Source organism: Amaricoccus sp. W119 (assembly GCF_047275745.1).
Lineage (GTDB): Bacteria > Pseudomonadota > Alphaproteobacteria > Rhodobacterales > Rhodobacteraceae > Amaricoccus.
The window spans coordinates 1-18,778 of sequence record NZ_JBKQWU010000030.1 but is presented as its reverse complement, the minus strand read 5'-3'; the positions used below and the strand labels follow the sequence as shown (position 1 = coordinate 18,778).

Annotated in this window: 16 protein-coding genes and 1 pseudogene; 12 read left to right on the top strand and 5 right to left on the bottom strand. The window is 67.2% G+C overall.

Annotation, left to right across the window (positions count from 1 at the left end; genetic code table 11):
• Window positions 1-157 precede the first annotated feature (157 nt).
• From ACLJK8_RS14570 to ACLJK8_RS14560, 3 genes and pseudogenes are all read right to left on the bottom strand, one after another.
• Window positions 158-349: pseudogene (locus tag ACLJK8_RS14570) on the bottom strand (helicase HerA domain-containing protein); the annotation flags it as partial.
• Complete coding sequence (locus tag ACLJK8_RS14565; RefSeq protein ID WP_413151030.1) at window positions 346-588, bottom strand: CopG family ribbon-helix-helix protein; 243 nt, start codon at window positions 586-588, stop codon at window positions 346-348. The gene ACLJK8_RS14565 and the pseudogene ACLJK8_RS14570, both read right to left, overlap by 4 nt.
• A gap of 270 nt (window positions 589-858) precedes the next feature.
• The gene (locus tag ACLJK8_RS14560) at window positions 859-1,743 is read right to left on the bottom strand and encodes a helix-turn-helix domain-containing protein (RefSeq protein ID WP_413151028.1); all 885 of its coding nucleotides are present in this window, start codon (window positions 1,741-1,743) and stop codon (window positions 859-861) included.
• A 109-nt stretch (window positions 1,744-1,852) separates the two neighbouring features.
• Here ACLJK8_RS14560 and ACLJK8_RS14555 point away from each other — a divergent pair, with 109 nt between their 5' ends.
• The 11 genes from ACLJK8_RS14555 to ACLJK8_RS14505 all read left to right on the top strand — a co-directional run bounded on the left by ACLJK8_RS14555 (window position 1,853) and on the right by ACLJK8_RS14505 (window position 14,369).
• Window positions 1,853-3,133, top strand: a complete 1,281-nt coding sequence (locus ACLJK8_RS14555) for an extracellular solute-binding protein (protein ID WP_413151027.1) — start codon at window positions 1,853-1,855, stop codon at window positions 3,131-3,133.
• A gap of 59 nt (window positions 3,134-3,192) precedes the next feature.
• Window positions 3,193-4,053, top strand: coding sequence for a carbohydrate ABC transporter permease (locus ACLJK8_RS14550; protein WP_413151025.1), 861 nt, complete (start codon window positions 3,193-3,195; stop codon window positions 4,051-4,053).
• Entirely contained in the window at window positions 4,050-4,886 is an 837-nt protein-coding gene (locus ACLJK8_RS14545) for a carbohydrate ABC transporter permease (RefSeq protein ID WP_413151024.1), read from the top strand. The genes ACLJK8_RS14550 and ACLJK8_RS14545 overlap by 4 nt, the downstream gene beginning before the upstream one ends.
• 10 nt (window positions 4,887-4,896) lie before the next feature.
• Entirely contained in the window at window positions 4,897-5,970 is a 1,074-nt protein-coding gene (locus ACLJK8_RS14540) for an ABC transporter ATP-binding protein (RefSeq protein WP_413151023.1), read from the top strand.
• A gap of 29 nt (window positions 5,971-5,999) precedes the next feature.
• Window positions 6,000-8,264 carry a glycoside hydrolase family 2 protein gene (locus tag ACLJK8_RS14535; RefSeq protein WP_413151022.1) on the top strand — a complete coding sequence of 755 codons (2,265 nt, stop codon included), beginning with the start codon at window positions 6,000-6,002 and terminating at the stop codon, window positions 8,262-8,264.
• A 12-nt stretch (window positions 8,265-8,276) separates the two neighbouring features.
• The gene (locus ACLJK8_RS14530; RefSeq protein WP_413151021.1) at window positions 8,277-9,137 is read left to right on the top strand and encodes an SMP-30/gluconolactonase/LRE family protein; all 861 of its coding nucleotides are present in this window, start codon (window positions 8,277-8,279) and stop codon (window positions 9,135-9,137) included.
• 49 nt (window positions 9,138-9,186) lie between these two features.
• Window positions 9,187-10,506: an alpha-glucosidase/alpha-galactosidase gene (locus tag ACLJK8_RS14525; protein ID WP_413151020.1), complete on the top strand. Its 1,320-nt coding sequence runs from the start codon at window positions 9,187-9,189 to the stop codon at window positions 10,504-10,506.
• Between the two features lie 209 nt (window positions 10,507-10,715).
• Window positions 10,716-11,657 carry a 2-dehydro-3-deoxygalactonokinase gene (locus ACLJK8_RS14520; RefSeq protein WP_413151019.1) on the top strand — a complete coding sequence of 314 codons (942 nt, stop codon included), beginning with the start codon at window positions 10,716-10,718 and terminating at the stop codon, window positions 11,655-11,657.
• Entirely contained in the window at window positions 11,654-12,295 is a 642-nt protein-coding gene (locus tag ACLJK8_RS14515; protein ID WP_413151018.1) for a 2-dehydro-3-deoxy-6-phosphogalactonate aldolase, read from the top strand. The genes ACLJK8_RS14520 and ACLJK8_RS14515 overlap by 4 nt, the downstream gene beginning before the upstream one ends.
• Window positions 12,292-13,440 (top strand): galactonate dehydratase, encoded by a 1,149-nt coding sequence (gene dgoD / locus ACLJK8_RS14510; RefSeq protein ID WP_413151017.1) that lies wholly within the window; start codon window positions 12,292-12,294, stop codon window positions 13,438-13,440. Before ACLJK8_RS14515 ends, dgoD begins: the two co-directional genes overlap by 4 nt.
• Before the next feature lie 8 nt (window positions 13,441-13,448).
• Window positions 13,449-14,369 (top strand): Gfo/Idh/MocA family protein, encoded by a 921-nt coding sequence (locus tag ACLJK8_RS14505; RefSeq protein WP_413151016.1) that lies wholly within the window; start codon window positions 13,449-13,451, stop codon window positions 14,367-14,369.
• A 358-nt stretch (window positions 14,370-14,727) separates the two neighbouring features.
• Here ACLJK8_RS14505 and ACLJK8_RS14500 read toward each other — a convergent pair whose 3' ends face one another.
• Complete coding sequence (locus ACLJK8_RS14500; RefSeq protein WP_413151015.1) at window positions 14,728-14,973, bottom strand: hypothetical protein; 246 nt, start codon at window positions 14,971-14,973, stop codon at window positions 14,728-14,730.
• Window positions 14,974-15,043: 70 nt separating this feature from the next.
• A complete protein-coding gene (locus ACLJK8_RS14495; RefSeq protein WP_413151014.1) occupies window positions 15,044-16,852 on the bottom strand; it encodes a ParB/RepB/Spo0J family partition protein in 1,809 nt (602 codons plus the stop codon).
• Between the two features lie 734 nt (window positions 16,853-17,586).
• Between ACLJK8_RS14495 and ACLJK8_RS14490 the strand changes: the two genes are divergently transcribed.
• Window positions 17,587-18,642 carry a replication initiator protein A gene (locus ACLJK8_RS14490; RefSeq protein WP_184155474.1) on the top strand — a complete coding sequence of 352 codons (1,056 nt, stop codon included), beginning with the start codon at window positions 17,587-17,589 and terminating at the stop codon, window positions 18,640-18,642.
• Window positions 18,643-18,778 lie beyond the last annotated feature (136 nt).

Genomic DNA, 18,778 nt, shown 5'->3' with positions numbered 1-18,778 from the left:
CCGCCGACTGCCGGCGCGCGACGAAGAGTTCCGCGAGTGCCGCGCCGGCCTCGGCCGGCAGCGCGACGTTGGCGCGGTCGCCGCCGATCACCGGCACGGGGAAGCCCGGCCCGCCGTCGGCGCCGGCGCGGAGCCCCCACCAGACGCCGGTCGGATCGAGGACGACGACCTGGCGCCCGGCCTCGAGCAGCGCTTCGACCGCGCCGCGGGCGGCATAGCTCTTGCCGCTGCCGGTGCGCCCGACGATCGCGACATGCTGCTCAAGGGCGCCGTCGGGATCGGCCGCCTTTGCTTCGGGGGCGTTCCCCGGGCGTCCAGGAACTTTCCGCGACCGTTTGGTGAGCGTCACGCCTTGCCGCTCTTCGCAGTGTCGATCACGGCCTGGACCTCGGCCATCGCGGCGTCGTGGGGAATAACGCGGCCCGCTTCGACATCGACAAGGCCGCGCTGCACGCCGTCTATGATCGCGAGCTCGCGCTCGACGTAGGCCGAGACAGCCTCGGCGGCGAGGAACGACTTGCTGCGCCGGGTGTTGGCGGCGAGCCGCTCCAGCTTGCGCTTCGTCTCGGCGGCGAGACGGATGGTCATGGTGGCGGAAGTAGGCATAACGGCCCCTGTGCTGCCTGTACACATGCTAGCACAGGGGTTCAGTGGTGCGAGCCTCCTGCCCAGCCCTTTGCGGCATTGGCCGCCGAACTGGAGTGCGGCACACCGCCGTGCAGACCGCAGTGCACATCATCACCGCCTGTGGTACTCAGGGCGCCCCTGATCGAGATTGCGATGAAGATGCGCTGGTTCGGACCCAGCACCCTGACATCTGCGACCGTTTGCAGTCCACACAGGGGAAGCAGCGCGATGTCACGTCTCGGCCGAAACCGGCCGGTGGCGCGCGCGCCGAAACTCCGAGGGAGTCGTGCCGGTCTTCTTGCGAAAGCACTTGTTGAAGGCTGAAAGCGAGCCGAAGCCGCTGTCCATCGCAATCTGCGTGATACTCTCCTCACCGTCCCGCAGCTGGGCCTGGGCAAAGGAGATGCGCATGAGGCTTACGTACTCCCCGAGCGACATGCCCGTGGATCGCTTGAAGACGCTCATCGCGTATTTCGGATGAATGTCGGCGGCCACGGCGACGTCGACGGCGTCGAACTCGCTGCGAAAGTTCTCGGCGATAAACCCGCAGATCCGGCGAATCGTTTCGAAGCTTGGATTGTCCCCGGCGTCGGCGGGTTCGGCTCCGGCCTCGTTCGGCTCGTGGATGCGATGCGGCTCGAGCCCGATCCGCTCCAGCCGCAGCAACAGCTCGTCGGTCGCGTGCGAGATGACGCGCCCGTCGGCCGAGAGGAGCGCCCGGGCGCGGCGGGTGAAGGCCGGCGCATCGTCCTCGCACGGCTCGCCGGTCACCAGCGTCGCCCCGCGCATCAGGCGCTGCTGCAGGTCCGGCGCGAACCGCAGGCGGAAGAAATGCAGCAGCGGCAAATGGATGGCGTGATAGTAGGTATCCTGCCCCGTATCGACCACCCGGTGCGGTAGGCCGCCCCAGAAGAGCGCGAGGTCGCCTTCCTCGAACTGCACCCGATGACCGTGCATCGCGTAGTCGATGCTGCCGCGGAATACGTAGTTAACCTCGACCTGCGCGTGCCAGTGCGGTGACGGCATAATGCCGGGTTGCTCGCAACTCACCACGAGATCGTTCGGCAGCCGTTCCGCGACACTCTTGCTCGGGTCCCAGAAGCGCTTGCCGTCCATCTTACTTTTCGACCAGTCCGCTGAGGCTTTCACAGAGACGGCCTCCCCTTTGCCGAATAAAGTCTAGGCTGCAACCCGGCAACGGGCAACCCCACGGGGAGGATGCAGAATGCGTAGCGCTTGCGCGCCATTGGCGCTTGGTCTCATGACGGCAGCGGGCCTTGCCCAGGCGCAGGAGGTTTCAGGCGAAGTCTCGATCTGGAGCTGGAACGTCGCGGCCTCGTCGCTCAGGGCCGTCGCAGAGAAGTTCGTCGAGCAGCATCCGGGCGTCACGGTCGCGGTCGAGGATCTCGGCAACCAGCAGGTCTTCGACCGGATGCTCGCCGCCTGCGCGGCCGGCGGCGCCGACCTGCCCGACATCGTCAGCGTCGAGAACCACGAATCCGAGATCTTCTGGGCGCAGTTCCCCGACTGCTTCGCCGACCTGCGCCAGCTCGGCTACGACGACGCCCTTGCCTCGCAGTTCCCCGACTTCAAGCGGGTCGAGCTCGAGCCGGGCGGGGTCGCATACGGCATGCCCTGGGATTCGGGGCCGGTGGCGATGTTCTACCGCCGCGACTTCTACGAGAAGGCCGGCGTCGATCCGGCGGCGATCCAGACGTGGGAAGACTTCGCCGCGGCCGGTAAGAAGATCCAAGAGACCAACCCCGGCGTCGTCATGGCGCAGGCGGACCTGAACGGCGACACCGAATGGTTCCGGATGATCGCCAACGAGCAGGGCTGCGGCTACTTCGCGGGGGATGCAGGGAGCATCACCGTAAACCAGCCCGGCTGCGTCGCCGCGCTCGAGACCGTCAAGCAGCTCTACGACGCCGGACTGCTCAAGGCGGCGACCTGGGACGAGAAGATCCAGTCGAACAACAGCGGCACTGTCGCAACCCAGATGTTCGGTGGCTGGTACGAAGGCACGATCCGCTCGACCGCGCCCGAGGACCAATCCGGCAAGTGGGGCGTCTACCTGATGCCGTCGATGACCGCGGACGGGACGCATGCGGCGAACCTCGGCGGCTCGGCGCTGGCGATCGCCTCGAGCTCGGACAACCAGGAGGCGGCCTTTGCCTTCATGAAGTACGCGCTCGGCACCAACGAAGGGCAGGTGACGATGCTGAAGGAGTACGGCCTCGTGCCGTCGCTGCTCACTGCGGTCGACGATCCGTACGCCAAGGAGCCGTCGGCGTTCTGGGGCGGCGAGGCCGTCTGGCAGACGATCCTGCCAACGCTGCCGACGATCAGTCCGAGCCGCGGCACCGCCTTCTTTGCTGACGCCGACGGCGTCGTCCGCTCGGTGCAGACGCAATACCTGAATGGCGGCTTCGACAGCGCGCAGGCGGCCCTCGACGACGCCGCCACCCAGATCGAGCTGGTGACGGGCCTCCCGATCGCCGAGTGACCTACGCGCCCCGGGCGGCGGCTCGCCGCGGTCCCGGGGCATCGACGGGGGATTTCACCATGCGTCGCCGAAACGGCACGGCCTACGGATTCCTTGCGCCCTATCTGGTGATCTTCACCGCCTTCTGGGTCTGGCCAATCCTCTATTCCTTCTGGCTGTCGTTCCTCGCCACCCGTCAGCCGCCCTGGACCTTCCGGCCAGCGATGACCTGGGGACGCCTGCCGCAGGATCCCGCGTTCCTCAACGCGCTCGAGAACACGCTCGTCATCCTTGTCGTGCAGGTGCCGCTGATGGTCGCCCTCGCGACGGTCCTCGCCGTCCTGCTCAACTCCACGCTGCTCAAGGCGCGCGGCCTGATGCGGTTCGCCTTCTTCGCTCCGATCGTGGTCGGCGAGGTCGCCTATGCCGCGGTCTTCCGGCTGATGTTCACCGCCGACCGCGGCATCGTGAACAAGGGGCTGGGGCTCGTCGGGCTGCCGCCGGTCGACTGGTTCTCGAACCCGACGGCGGCGATGGCGCTCATCATGATCGCGGTGACCTGGCGGTGGGCCGGCTACAATGCGATCATCATCCTGTCGGGCCTCCAGTCGATCCCCGACGACGTCTACGAAGCGGCGACGCTCGACCGGGTGTCCCCCGTCCGGCAGTTCTTCTTCATCACGCTGCCGCTCCTGAGGCCGGTGATCCTGTTCTGCGTGGTGATGTCGGTCATCGGCTCGATGCAGCTCTTCGCCGAGCCCTTCCTCATCACCAACCGCGGCGGACCGGGCGGTGCCACCGAGACGCTCGGCGTCTTCCTCTACCGGCAGGGCTTCACCGTGCTGAACTTCGGCTACGCCTCGGCGGTCGCCTACACGATCGCGGCGCTCGCGGTGGCGATCTCGGTACTGAACCTCTGGCTCGGGAGGGAACGGGCATGAAGGGAAAAGCCGCTCGCCGGCGGGGGCGCCAGATCGCGCTCCACGCGGTGCTGGGGCCGCTGGCGCTCGTCTGGCTGCTGCCGCTCTGGATGATGGTCGTCTTCTCGACCATGCCGGAGAACGGCATCTTCTCGCCGGAGATCCGCCTGCTGCCGTCCGACCGCTTCCTCGCGAACTTCCGCGAGCTGCAGGCGGACACCGGGTTCCTCCGGACGGTCCTCGTCTCCGTCGTCGTCGCGCTGACGACGACCGTGCTCTCGGTGATGCTGACCTCGATGGCCGGCTGGGCGCTGGTGCGCTATCGCTTCCGCGGCAGGGCGCTGGTCATCGCGGTGATCTTCGGCACGCTGACGCTGCCCTACTTCGTCGTGGTGATCCCGCAGTTCATCATGGTGGCGCGCTACTTCGGGCTCTCGAACACCTGGTTCGCGCTGATCGTGCCGCCGCTCTTCAACTCGCTCGGCGTGCTGTTCATGCGGCAGGCCTTCTCGATGATGCCGGCCGAGCTCTTCGACGCGGCGCAGGTCGAGGGCGTGCGCGAGTGGCAGATCTTCACCCGCATCGCGCTGCCCCTCGCGAAGCCGACGATCGCGGCGCTGGCGATCATCCTCTTCCTGGCCTCGTGGAACCAGTACATCTGGCCGCTGCTCATCGCCTCGCAGCCACACATGATGACCGCGCCGGTGGCTCTCGGCACCCTCATCGGCGTCACCCGCGTCTCCTGGGGCGCGATCATGACCGGCGCGGTGGTGCTGACCGTGCCGATGCTCGTGGTCTTCGTCTTCCTGCAACGCTTCTTCATGTCCGGCATCACCGCCGGCGCAGTGAAATAAGGGAACCGGCATGACTGGCGTGACACTGCGCGGCGTGCGCAAGGCCTATGGCCCGATCGAGACCGTCCACGGCGTCGACCTCGACATCAATCCCGGAGAGTTCGTGGTCTTCGTAGGACCCTCCGGCTGCGGAAAGTCGACGCTGCTGCGCATGATCGCGGGCCTCGAGGACATTTCGGGAGGGGAGATCTCGATCGCGGACCGCGTCGTCAACGACGTCGAGCCGGCGGAGCGAGGCGTCGCGATGGTGTTCCAGACCTACGCGCTCTATCCGCACATGACCGTTCGCGAGAACCTCTCGTTCGGGCTCCGCATGAACGGCAACCCTCAGCCGGACACCGAGCGCCGGGTCGGCGACGCCGCGCGCATCCTGCAGATCGAGCCGCTGCTCGACCGCCGGCCCAAGGCGCTGAGCGGCGGCCAGCGCCAGCGCGTCGCGATCGGCCGCGCCATCGTCCGCGAGCCCGAGGTGTTCCTGTTCGACGAGCCGCTGTCGAACCTCGACGCCGAGCTTCGCGTGCAGATGCGGGTCGAGATCGCCCGCCTCCACACCGAGCTCGGCACGACGATGGTCTACGTCACCCATGACCAGACCGAGGCGATGACGATGGCGAGCCGCATCGTCGTCCTGCGCGCCGGCCGGATCGAGCAGGTCGGCGCGCCGCTCGAGCTCTACGACAACCCGGCGAACCAGTTCGTCGCGGGCTTCATCGGCTCGCCGCGGATGAACTTCCTCGCCGCGGAATCCCTCGGGCAGGGACGCTTCCGGCTGCCGAACCAGGGCGGCGCCGAGATCGCGCTGCCGCTCCAGGCGCCGCTCGCGGCCGGCGAGGCGGCGGTGGTCGGCATCCGCCCCGAGCATTTCGTCGAGCCCGGCGAAGGCGCCTGCGACCTGACGCTCGCGCTCGACGTCGCCGAGCATCTCGGCGCCACCAGCTATCTCTATGCCAACACCAAGGCCGGCGAGGCCGTCGTGCTGCAGCGCGCCGCCGCCCGCGGCGCCCATCCGGGAGAGCGCATCACCGTCGCCATCCCGGCCGACCGCACCTTCGTCTTCAAGTCGGACGGCACCCGCGCCGCCTGAACCGACCCCCTGCCGAAAAAGGACCATCCATGCGTCGCGAATCTTTCGACCACCCGATCCCGGGCCGCGAAACCCCGATCAACCTCGGCTGGACCTTCGCCGAGGGTTTCGAGCCCGCCTGGATCGTCGCGCCGATGCCCGGCGCCGCGGTCGAGCTTCCGCACACGGCGGTGGAGCTTCCGTTTAACTACTTCGACGAGAAATCCTACCAACGGCCGTTCACCTACCAGCGCTCGCTGCCCTGGGAGGAGCGGTTCGCCGGCCGCGAGATCTCGCTGCACTTCGCGGGGGCGATGGCCGATGCCGTCGTCTGGGTGAACGGCGTCGAGGTTGCCCGCCACACCGACGGCTATACCCCGTTCGCGGTCCGGCTGACCCCGCATCTGACGAAAGGCGACACGCTCGTCACCGTGCGGATCGACGGCTCGGAAAATCCGGAGATCCCGCCGTTCGGCGGCCGGATCGACTATCTGACCTATGCCGGCCTCTACCGCGAAGTGGCTCTGCGGGTCACGGCGCCGCGCTGGATCGAGAACGTCAAGGTCGAGACGCCCGATCCGCTCGCCCCCGCCAAGTCGGTCCGCGCCCGCGTGATCCTCGGCGGCACGGGTGACAGCGCCGAGGTCGAGGCCCGGCTGCTCGATGCGGCCGGCGGCGAGGTCGCGCGCGCGGCCGTGCCTGTCGCGGGCGACGCCGCCGAGGTCGCCTTCGATGGGATCGAGGGACTGAAGCTCTGGCAGCTCTCGGACCCGGCGCTCTATACCCTCGCGCTGACGTTGCGCTCGGATGCGGGTGAGGACCGCACGACGGTCCGGTTCGGGTTCCGCGAAGCGCGCTTCACGCCGACCGGGTTCATGCTCAACGGCGCGCCCCTGAAGCTCATGGGCCTCAACCGGCACCAGAACTTCCCCTATTCCGGGTATGCTCAGGGCCGCCGCTCGCAGGAGCGCGACGCCGAGATCGTGAAGTTCGACCTCGGCTGCAACATCGTCCGCACCTCGCACTATCCGCAGTCGACCTGGTTCCTCGACCGCTGCGACGAGATCGGCCTGCTGGTCTTCGAGGAGATCCCCGGCTGGCAGCACATCGGCGGGCCGGAGTGGCAGGCCCGGTCGGTCGACAACGTCCGTGGCATGGTCGAGCGCGACTGGAACCACCCGTCAATCGTGATCTGGGGGGTGCGGATCAACGAGAGCCAAGACAGCCACGACTTCTATGCCGAGACGAACCGCGTCGCCCGCGCGCTCGACCCGACGCGCCAGACCGGAGGCGTGCGCTACATCACCGACAGCGAGCTTCTAGAGGACGTCTACACAATGAACGACTTCGTGCTCGGCGAATTCGAGAACCCGCGCACGAACCGGCCGCGCATGGCGCTGCGCCCGCGGCGCGAGACGACCGGCCGCGAGGCCGTGCCCTATCTCATCACCGAGTACAACGGCCACATGTTCCCGACCAAGGCCTTCGACCAGGAGCAGCGCCAGGCCGAGCATGTGATCCGCCACCTCGAGGTTCTCGACGCGGCCTTCGGCGATCCGGCGGTGTCCGGGGCGATCGGCTGGTGCGCCTTCGACTACAACACCCACAGCGATTTCGGCTCCGGCGACCGGATCTGCTACCACGGCGTCAGCACGATGTTCCGCGAGCCCAAGTTCGCCGCCTATGCCTACGCGAGCCAGCGCGACCCGGCGGAGGGTCTGGTGATGCAACCGGTCAGCTTCTTCGCCCGCGGCGAGCGCAACATCGGCGGCGTCCTGCCGCTCGTGGTGCTGACGAACTGCGACGCGGTGGAGCTGCGCTACGGCTCCACCCTGGTCAAGAGGGTCGAGCCCGATCGCGAGCGCTTTCCGCATCTGCCGCATCCGCCCGTCATCATCGACCACCGGCACTTCCGCCCGGAGGAGATGGGGCTGTGGGGGATGACGTGGGAGGACTCGACGATCATCGGCCTGCGCGACGGCGCGCCGGTGATGACCCGCCGCTACGTGGCCGACCCGCTGCCGACGACGCTCGAGGTCGCGCCGGACGCGACGCGGCTCGACGCCGCGGCGCGCGACGAGGTCCGCGTGATCGTCCGCGCGCTCGACCAGGTCGGCAATGTCCTGCCGTTCCTCGTCGACACCATCGGCATCGAGGTCGACGGCCCGGCCCGTCTGATCGGCCCGCCGCGATCGTCGCTCGTCGGTGGCACGATCGGGTTCTGGCTCCGCGCGACCGGCGAGGCGGGAATCGTGCGCGTGCGCGTCACCAGCGACCGGCTGCCGGCGGCGTGCATCGACCTGAGGGCCGTGTGACGAGGCTGGGGCATGAACGTTACCGCGCACGACACCACCCGATGCCTTCTGGGCGAAGGCGCGTTCTGGCATCCGGAGCGCCAGCAGTTCTACTGGTGCGATATCCTGTCCAACCGCGTGCTGACGCGCGAGCAGGGCATGTTGCGGGACTGGACCTTCGACACCCAGGTCTCGTGCCTGGGGTGGGTGGACCGGGACCGGCTGATCGCCGCCACGGCCCGCGCCATCGTCACCCTCGACGTCGAGAGCGGCACCATCGAGCCGGTCTGCGACCTGGAGAGGGACCATCCCGGCAGTCGCTCCAATGACGGGCGTGCCGACCCGCATGGCGGGTTCTGGCTCGGCACCATGAGCCTGGCAAAGGAACCAGCCGCGGGGGCGATCTACCGGTACTACAAGGGCGAACTGCGAAAGGTCGTGCCGGGTCTTTCGATCCCCAACGCCATCTGCTTCGCGCCCGACGGCCGCACCGCCTACTACTCGGACACGCCAGAGAAGGTGATCCGGCAGCTTTCACTGGGGGTGGATGGCTGGCCCGAAGGCGAGAGCGCGATCGCGGTGGACCTGCGCGACACGCCGCACGTGGCCGACGGGGCGGTCTGCGACGCCGAGGGCAACATCTGGACGGCGCAATGGGGCTCGTCCCGCGTGGGGGTCTATTCGCCGGCCGGCGACTTCCTGCGCGCCGTCGGCTTCCCCGCCCTGCAGACATCCTGCCCCGCTTTCGGCGGTTCCGACCTGACGACGCTCTTCTGCACCTCCGCCGCCATCGGCATCGAGGAGAGCGAGATCGCCGCCAATCCCGGCCACGGACGCACGTTCCGTGTCGAAGGCGGAGGTCGCGGCGTCGCCGAACACCGCGTCGAGCTCTGACCGAAACGCGAGGCCGGAGGCCTCGCCTCCGGCCCGATGGAATATGCCCATGCGCTCTCCCAGGATCACCTTCATCGGCGCGGGCTCGACCGTCTTCGCCAAGAACCTGATCGGCGACCTCCTCGGCTACCCGGAGCTCGCCGCCGCCCGGATCATGCTCTTCGATATCGACGAGAAACGGCTCGCCGAGTCCGAGATCGTCGCCCGGAGGATCAACGAGGCGGTCGGCGCCCGCGCCACGATCGAGGCGACCACCGACCGCTCGAAGGCTCTCGACGGCGCCGACTACGCGATCAACATGATTCAGGTCGGCGGCTACAGGCCGGCGACGGTCACCGACTTCGCGCTGCCGACGAAGGCCGGCCTCCGTCAGACCATAGCCGACACCCTCGGCATCGGCGGCATCATGCGCGCGGTCCGCACGGTGCCGGTACTGCTCTCGATGGCGCACGACATGGAGCGCCTCTGCCCCGACGTACTGCACCTGAACTACGTCAACCCGATGGCAATGAACTGCCTCGGCCTGCTGCGCGGCTCGAAGATCAGGACCGTCGGCCTCTGCCACTCGGTGCGCCACACCGCGGGCGAGCTCGCCGAAGACATCGGCGTGCCGGTCGATGAGATCAACTACCTCGTCGCCGGCGTGAACCACGTCGCCTTCTACCTGAAGTTCGAGCGCGACGGGCAGGACCTCTACCCGCTCATTCAGAAGGTCGTCGACGAGGGCCGCATCCCCGTCACCAACCGCGTGCGCTACGATGTATTCAAGCGCTTTGGCTACTTCGTGACCGAGAGCTCCGAGCACTTTTCCGAGTATGTGCCCTGGTACATCAAGCGCGACCGCCCGGACCTCATCGAGAAGTTCAACATCCCGCTCGACGAGTACCCGCGGCGCTGCGAGGCGCAGATCGCCGGCTGGCAGGGGATGTCGGAGGCCCTTCAGAACCGGTCGAAGCCGATCGAGGTGCGACGCAGCGTCGAGTACGGCTCGGAGATCATCCACTCGATGGAGGCCGGCACGCCGCGGGTCATCTACGGCAACGTGATAAACCACGGTTCGATCACCAACCTGCCCCCCGATTGTTGCGTCGAGATCCCGGTGCTCGTCGATCGGAACGGCCTGCAGCCCACCATCATCGGCGACCTGCCGCTGCAGCTCGCCTGCCTGATGCAGACCCAGATCAACGTCCAGAAGCTGACCGTCGAGGCCGTGCTGGCAGGGCGGCGCGATCATGTGTTGCATGCGGCGATGCTCGACCCGCACACCGCCGCCGAGCTCGATCCCGAGCAGATCGCACGGCTCGTCGACGACTTGCTCGACGCTCACGACGACTTCGTGCCCGGGCCGCTGCGGCGCAAGGCAGCCTGACCGGATGCCCGCCCGGGTATCGGCCGGGTCAACCCCCAAGCGCTCAGGAGGAACGCAGTGCCCGGCCCCGAGACCCTCGATATCGACATGCACCATAGCGATGCACATGGCATCGACCGCGCCAGGCCTGCCGCGAACAGTTGCGTGTCCTGCGTCGCTGACTTCAGCGCCGGCCGGAGCGCCGCAGCGCCCTCGCGTGAGGACCTCCAATGAGCACCCCGCAGCCCGACAAATCGCCGGCGCTGGTGGCGCTTGACTGGGGGACGAGTTCCCTGCGCGCCTATCTGCTGGACGGCAGCGGGCGAATGATCGAGAGCGCGCGGGAGCCGAAGGGCATCATGCAGGTGGAGGCCGGCTTCGCCACGGTCTTCGACGAGATCACCCGCGCCTGGCTCGGGCGTGACCCCGGACTTCCGGCGATCGCGGCCGGCATGGTCGGGAGCGCCCAGGGCTGGGTCGAGGCGCCGTACCTGCCCTGCCCGGCGAGCCCCGACGACCTCGCGGGCGCGCTCGTGCAGGCGCCGGGCCGCCGGCTCTGGATCGTGCCCGGTGTCCTGCAACCGGGAGACCGTCCCGACGTCATGCGAGGCGAGGAAACCCAGGTCGCCGGCGCCCTCGCGCTTGGGCCCGAACTGGCCGCCGACGCCCGCATCGTCCTCCCCGGCACCCACTCCAAGTGGGCGCGTGTCTGCAACGGCCGCATTGAGAGCTTCACCACCTACATGACCGGTGAGCTCTTCGCGGTCCTGCGGGACCATTCGATCCTCGGCCGCACAGCCGGCTCGGGTCCGGGGCGCGACAGGGACGCGGCCTTCCTGCGCGGCGTCGACGCCGCCCGGGGAGCGGACGGTATCGCGCCGCTCCTGTTCTCGGCGCGGGCGCTGGTCCTGACCGGCGGTATCGCGCCGGAAGACGCCCTCGACTACCTCTCGGGGCTGCTGATCGGCGACGAGCTGCGGTCCGCCCTCACCGAACCCGGCGCTGCGCCACGGCTGATCGGCGAGCCGGCGCTCGCCGCCCGCTACGCCGGTGCGCTTGCCCGCTTCGGCTTCGACGGAGCGGAGGCCATCCCGGATACGGCTGCCGCCGGGCTGTGGCGCATCGCGGTCGCGGCGGGAATCGTGAAGACTACGAAGACGGAGGTCGCATGACGTCGTTTGCCGCGTATCTGGACCGGCTGCCGCTGGTCGCGATTCTGCGTGGAGTGAAGCCGGAGGAGGTGGTCGGCATCGGCCGCGCCCTCGTCAGCGCCGGCTTCTCGATCATCGAGGTGCCGCTGAACTCGCCCGAACCGATCGAGAGCATCCGCCGGCTCGCGTCCGACCTCGGCCCAGACACCCTTGTCGGCGCCGGAACCGTGACCGTCCCGGCCGACGTCGAGACGGTGGTCGCGGCGGGCGGCCGCATCATCGTCATGCCGCACGCCGATGTCGCGGTGATCCGCGCGGCCAAGGCCGCCGGGGCTGCCTGCACGCCCGGCGTCTGCACGCCGACCGAAGGCTTCGCCGCGCTCGCGGCCGGCGCCGACGCGCTGAAGCTCTTTCCCGCGGAGCTCGTCGCCCCGTCCGTGCTGCGTGCCATGGCCTCGGTCTTCCCGCGCGGCACCCGCTTCCTGCCGGTCGGCGGCATCACTCCCGACGGGATGGCGCCCTACCTCGCCGCGGGTGCCGCCGGCTTCGGCCTCGGCTCGGCGCTCTACAAGCCCGGCATGTCCGCGGCGGAGGTCGGCACCACGGCGAACGCCTTCGCGGACGCCTGGCGCAGTCGCGACCAGGTAGGTCGGCAATGAAGATCATCGGGCTCACCACCTTCATCATCCCGCCGCGCTGGTGCTTCCTAAAGATCGAGACCGACGAAGGTGTCTCGGGCTGGGGCGAGCCGGTCGTCGAGGGCCGCGCCCACACTGTCGCCGCCGCGGTCGAGGAGCTCGCCGATTACCTAGTCGGCAAGGACCCGCGCCTCATCGAGGACCACTGGACGGTGATGTACCGCGGAGGCTTCTACCGCGGTGGGGCCGTCCACATGAGCGCCATCGCCGGCATCGACCAGGCGCTCTGGGACATCAAGGGCAAGGCGCTCGGGGTGCCGGTCCACGCGCTCCTCGGCGGCCAACTGCGCGACCGCATCCGGGTCTATTCCTGGATCGGCGGCGACCGGCCCGGAGACACCGCGCGGATGGCGAAAGACTGCGCCGACCGCGGCTTCACCGCCGTCAAGATGAACGGCACCGAGGAGCTGCAGATCGTCGACACCCACGACAAGATCGACGCGGTGCTCGAGCGCGTGCAGGCGATCCGCGACGCGCTCGGCCCGAACTTCGGCATCGGCGTCGACTTCCACGGCCGCGTGCACCGGCCGATGGCCAAGGTGCTGGCGAAGGAGCTCGAGCCCTTCAAGCTCATGTTCATCGAGGAGCCGGTGCTGTCGGAGCATTCCGAGGCGCTGAAGGAGATCGCCAACCACTCCTCGACTCCGATCGCGCTCGGCGAGCGGCTGTTCTCGCGCTGGGACTTCAAGCGTATCCTCGAAGGCGGCTACGTCGACATCGTCCAGCCCGACCCCTCGCATTCGGGCGGCATCACCGAGACCCGCAAGATCGCGGCGATGGCCGAGGCTTACGACGTCGCGGTGGCGCTGCATTGCCCGCTCGGGCCGATCGCGCTCGCGGCGAACCTGCAGCTCGACGCGGTCTGCTACAACGCCTTTATCCAGGAGCAGTCGCTCGGCATCCACTACAACACCACGAACGACCTGCTCGACTACCTGGTCGATCCGTCGGTGTTCGCCTACGAGGACGGCCATGTCGCCATTCCGCAGGGCCCGGGCCTCGGGATCGACGTGAACGAGGACTTCGTTCGCCGCGCGGCAGCCGAAGGTCACCGCTGGCGCAACCCGATGTGGCGGCACAAGGACGGCAGCTTCGCCGAGTGGTGAGGAGCAGGATGACACTGAAGCTCGGCCTCGTCGGCCTCGGCAAGATCGCCACGACGCAGCATCTCCCGGCCATCGCCGCGACCGAAGGGGTGGCGCTCGCCGCTATCGCCAGTCGCCACGCGCGCCTGCCGGACCTCCCCGGCTATCCCGACATCGACACCCTGCTCGCGAACGAGCCGGAGATCGACGCAATCTCTCTCTGCACGCCTCCAGCGGGGCGCTTCGATCAGGCCCGCGCAGCCCTCGCCGCCGGCAAGCATGTCATGCTCGAGAAGCCGCCTGGATCATCCATTTCCGAAGTGCGGCTCCTCTCGGCGATGGCCGAGGCGCGCGGGCTGACCCTCTTCGCCAGCTGGCACTCGCGCATGGCGGGAGCCGTGGAGCCCGCACGCCAGGTGCTTGCCGGGCGAACCATCCGCTCGGTCGCGATCGAGTGGAAGGAGGATGTCCTTCGCTGGCATCCCGGGCAGGAGTGGATCTGGCAGCCGGGCGGACTGGGCGTCTTCGACCCGGGCATCAACGCCTTGTCGATCGCAACCTACATCCTGCCCGAGGGGTTCTTCGTCGAGGACGCCGATCTCTACTTTCCGACCAACCGTGCCGCACCAATTGCCGCCAGCCTGCGAGGCCGCACGGCGAGCGGATTGCCGGTAACGGCCGACTTCGACTGGCGCCAGACCGGACCGCAAACCTGGGATATCACGATCCAAAGCGACGAGGGCCCCGTGATGCTCTCAGGGGGCGGCAGCCACTTTACGGTTGACGGTTACCCCCGGGTTTGTGGCGAAGACGGGGAGTACCGGAAGCTCTACTCGACCTTCGTTGCGCTGGTGGGGAAGCGTGCCTCGGACGTGGACTTGTCGCCACTGGTTCACGTGGCCGACGCGTTCTTACTCGGCCGTCACCGTCAAGTTGAGCCGTTCGGATGAAGATCGCCTACGCCCCACAGACGCTTCGGTTCCTGATCCGCCAACCTTCCCAAACCCGTTCTCGACTCGGCTAGCACGGACTACTGATGCCGAATGCCGGCCGGCAACTCGAGCATCTACGGGGAGGTCGCTGCCGCGCACTCTCCTCGCCAGCCGTCGCAGGACGCGCCTGCAACATCCTGTCACACAACAAAAGAACGCCCCGCCGTAAAGGCGGGGCGAGTTCTTCCTCCCCCACGAGGAAGGGTCGGCCCCGCTCGGTCGGGGGGATGACCAAGGGCCGGCGCGGAAGCTTAGGCCTGACCGACGCGAGGACAACAGCGGCGCGTAGCGCAGCGAAGCGCCGCCAGCGGCAGTCTCAGGGCACACTGCCTTGCCTGAGCCGGCCTCGTGGGTCGATCCGCCACCCGTCCACGGTGCGCTCGATGCTGGCGACGGCGCCATGCCGATCAATAAAATGACGATCGGCCTCGGCCTTGCGGCGGGCATGGAAGTCGGCGGCCTTGTGGCCGGAGGGGCGGCGGCACATGACGCCGGCCCTCCGACCGCAGCTCGGGCAGGCGACGGCGAGGACAGGATGCGACCAGGCGGTGAAGTCGATCATCGGCGACGCGCTCCTCGGAGCCACGGGGCAGGGAGCGGCCGGCGAGGTCTGTCCCCGCCGGCCGCCATGCTCAGAACATTTCCGGCGGCAGCCATGCCGCCACACGGGCACGCTGGTCGGCCGGCATCTCGGTCTCCGGCTGGAACAAGGTTTCGAGGCGAGCGCACTTCTCGCCCTTTTTGGCCTTGGCGAAGGTCCGGGCCTCGGTGCTGTCGGCCCCGATGCCGCGCAGCTCGCACCAAAGTGCGTCGAGATAGCCGCCCGGCGCCCGCTTGAAGAAGTTCTCGGTGGTCGGGCTCCAGACTTCACGCGGGCTGACCTTCGCGAGCTTGTCGAAGACCGGCGCGAGCATGTCGTTGCCGTAGTCGGACGGGTCGAGCAGGCGGGCCAGCTCCAGCGTGAGGACCTCGCGGACATGCTCAGGCCCGCGCTTGCGGAACGCTCGGAACGCCTTGGCGAGATCGGTGGCGTTGCTCCGCCCGGTCTCGGTGTCGAGCAGACGCGGATCGGGCGCATAGCCGGTCTCCGTCGTCGGCGTCACGTTCACCGCGTAGCGGTGCAGGGAGAAGGCCCGTCCGACGTTCGAGTGCAGGTGGAAGGCGAGCAGGTCGAGCAGCAGGTCAGGCTGCTGCAGGGCCGCATGCTGACGGGCACCGCGGCGAACCGACCGCAGATCCTGCTTCAAGGCCTCGGAGAGCCGCGGAGCGCCGTCCTGGGCGGCCTCCGGCGCCTCGTCGTCCTCGGCCACCAGAGCACGCTCGATGATCCCCGCCTCGGCCGCCGCAGGCTGGTCGACCGGCAGCACCATGGCGTGGGTGGCGCGAAGCTCGCCGCCGTAGTCGAGGTAAAGGACGACGCCGGCATGCTGCTTCTGCCCCGGGAGATAGTCTCCGTCGAGGATGGCGGCCAGCCGGTCCAGTTCTTCGGCCTCCGCCGGGTCGAGATCGTCTCCCTCGGCGCGAAGGGCGAGCTCGTCGTGCCGCGCGGTCTCCTCCTCGGTCAGCGCCCCTTCGGCCGGGTAGAGGGTGATGGCGTCGAGCTGGTCGCAAATCCCCCAAGCCGAACTGTCGGTGCTGGTCTGCACCCACTTCCAGCCGTCGCGCACGCGGGTTTCTTCGGCAAGCTCGGCGAAGCGGGCCGCGAAGCAGGCGTCGAGGATGTCGACGTCGTCGAGATAGACCTCGCCGCCGAAGAGGTCGGTGGATATCCGCCCCCCGGCCTCCCGGTAGGCCGGAACTCCGACGAAGCAGGCCCGGCGGTCGGTGTCGCGCACCGCCCCGGCTTTCAACAGCCGCTTGATGCTGTCCTCGGAATAGCGGCCGGGATGCCCGCCGATCTGCGCGAGGACTTCCTCGATCCGCACAGGGTCGTCGCAGAGGACGAAGACCGCCGCCTCGGTCAGGCCGATCCTGTCGGCGCGGAGCGCGGCCAGAACCGGCTCGGGAAGCCCGGCCAGCCGGAGCCGACGCTTGACGTGGGCCTTGGTGACGCCAAAGGCGATGGCGATCGCGGCCTCGCCGACGCCCTTCTCGCGGAGCATGGCGTATTCGTGGATCTCGTCGGCCGGGTGCAATGCCGACCGCAGGCTGTTCTCGGCAGCTGCCCACACCGCCGCCGTCGCCTCGTCGTCGGCGAGCTTCACCGGCACCGTCGCGAAACGCGCGTCGTCCTGCAGCTGCGCGAGGGCACGAAGCCGCCGGCCGCCGGCGATGACGCCGACCTTGCCGCCATCGCCCCGGAGGCCTGCGAGGTTCTGGATCAGGCCGAGCTCGCGGATGTTCGCTGCGAGCGCGTCGATCTCGGCCTGCGGCGGGTCGAGCCTCGGGTTCAGGGGGTGAATGTAGAGGTCCTCAAACGAAACCTGTTCGACAACCATCATGGCTGGTCTCTCCTTTGTGGTGGAGCGGCCGGGGTCTTCTGCCCTTCGGTCCGCTTTTGGGCGGAGCCGTCCCGGTCTGCCGACCGGAAATGCACCCCGCATTTCCGGGGAAGGCAGAGCGGGGAGGGCGACTGCCCGACCCGCGGCCGGGCGGGCGCGGGTCAACCGGGCGGAGACGCCCTGGCGCGGCCCGCAGCCCGAGGCGAGGACACGGGGGCGGCGGAGCTGGCGGCCCTGGCCGCCGCTTGCCGGTTGACGCGCGGGCGCCCGGATGCTGGGCGGACGTCAGGAATGGCAAAGTCGTCAGGGCGGGGGTGAGCGGGCGTTAGCCCGTCGATCCCCGATCCTGTCCGAATCTACTGTTATCCACAGAATCGCTTGGAGCGGCTGCTAGTTAATTTAGTTAACGTATTGTTAGAGTAGTTACGCCTGCATTCCCTATCATCTAAGGCCTTGGGAATGCGCATACATCTTTCTCTGTGATGCCTCTCTTGGTTCCCAGAGGGGCGAATCTTGGTTCCCAGAGGGGCGATTCTCCGGTTCCTGGAAGGGCGATTCTCGGTTCCTAGACGGGCGAAGGGCGCCAATGGTGAGCCGATAGCGCAAATGGTTCCTCGAGGGGCGAAGCCCGGTTCCTAGAAGGGCGAATCGGTGAATTGGTTGCTCGGTAGCGCGAGGTTCCTAGAAGGGCGAATGCGGGTTCCCAGAGGGGCGAATCCGAGCTACAGAAGCGCATGGGAACCCTTCTGCCTAACCGTCATCCGAACCGAGACTTTTTTATCTTGGACGTGGCGGACGCTGCGCCAAAGGATGATCTGGCGTCGATGGAGCATCCGGTGTTCTCCCTTTCGGTCAAGCCGGATATGCGGGAGCTTGAGTACGAGCATAACGGTCGTCGATTGAGGGTCGTCCCTAGTGGCAAGGGTCTAGCCACTATTATGGACAAAGATATCTTATTGTATTGCATAAGTAAGATGGTTCATCAGAAGAACTCTGGAGAAGAAATTACGCCTTGGGTCGAAATGAGTGCTCATGAGGTAATGGTTGCAACTAATTGGAGAACGAATGACGCGAGCTATCAGCGATTTGAAGAAGCATTGATTAGGCTTAAAGGAACGGTAATTCTGACTGATATAGCGACGGATGGCCACACGCAAACACGTGGCTTTGGGCTTATTGATGAGTTTGAAATAAATAGAAAGAACGCGAAGGGCGAGTTGTCGCCGTTTGGGCGACTTACGCAGATACGCGTCAAAGTTTCAGATTGGACATATCGGGCGGTTCAAGGAATGGAAGTTCTTACAATCAGCCCGCTATATTTCCGCTTGCGAAGACCATTGGAACGTCGAATTTATGAGCTAGCTAGAAAGCATGTGGGCGACCAATCGCATCCGTTTATCATAAATATCTCAGTTCTTCAGAAGAAGGTTGGGAGCAATTCTCCTGAGAAGAAATTCAGATTCTTCCTTAAGCAGATTGCTTCAGACGGACATATTCCTGATTATGACATCAGTATTGATGGTCCAAAGGCGATATTTACAAGGAAATCTACTGCTCCTGCTCGTCGGTTGCGTTCAGTACAAGAACAGGGCGATCTGTTTGACGCTGAGCGCGAAGTTTCTCCAGACGCGTTCGACAAAGCGCGCAGGTTGGCGCCGGGTTATGACGTGCACGCTTTGTACCATGAATGGCTGGCTTTTGCAGGAAAGCAGGACGAAAAACCACGCAACGCTACCGCGGCTTTTCTTGGGTTCTGTAAGCGTCGGCACTCTTCGGCCCCGTTGGGATAAGGGAGTCATCGGCTTGGCGTCGTGAATTGGCCCCCGTTTCGACCGGACACTTGAGCACAGCCATGGAGGCTTAGGCATATGCCTGAGCACGTGCTTATGTCTGAGATAGAGATCATCACTGATGGCGGCCGTCGGC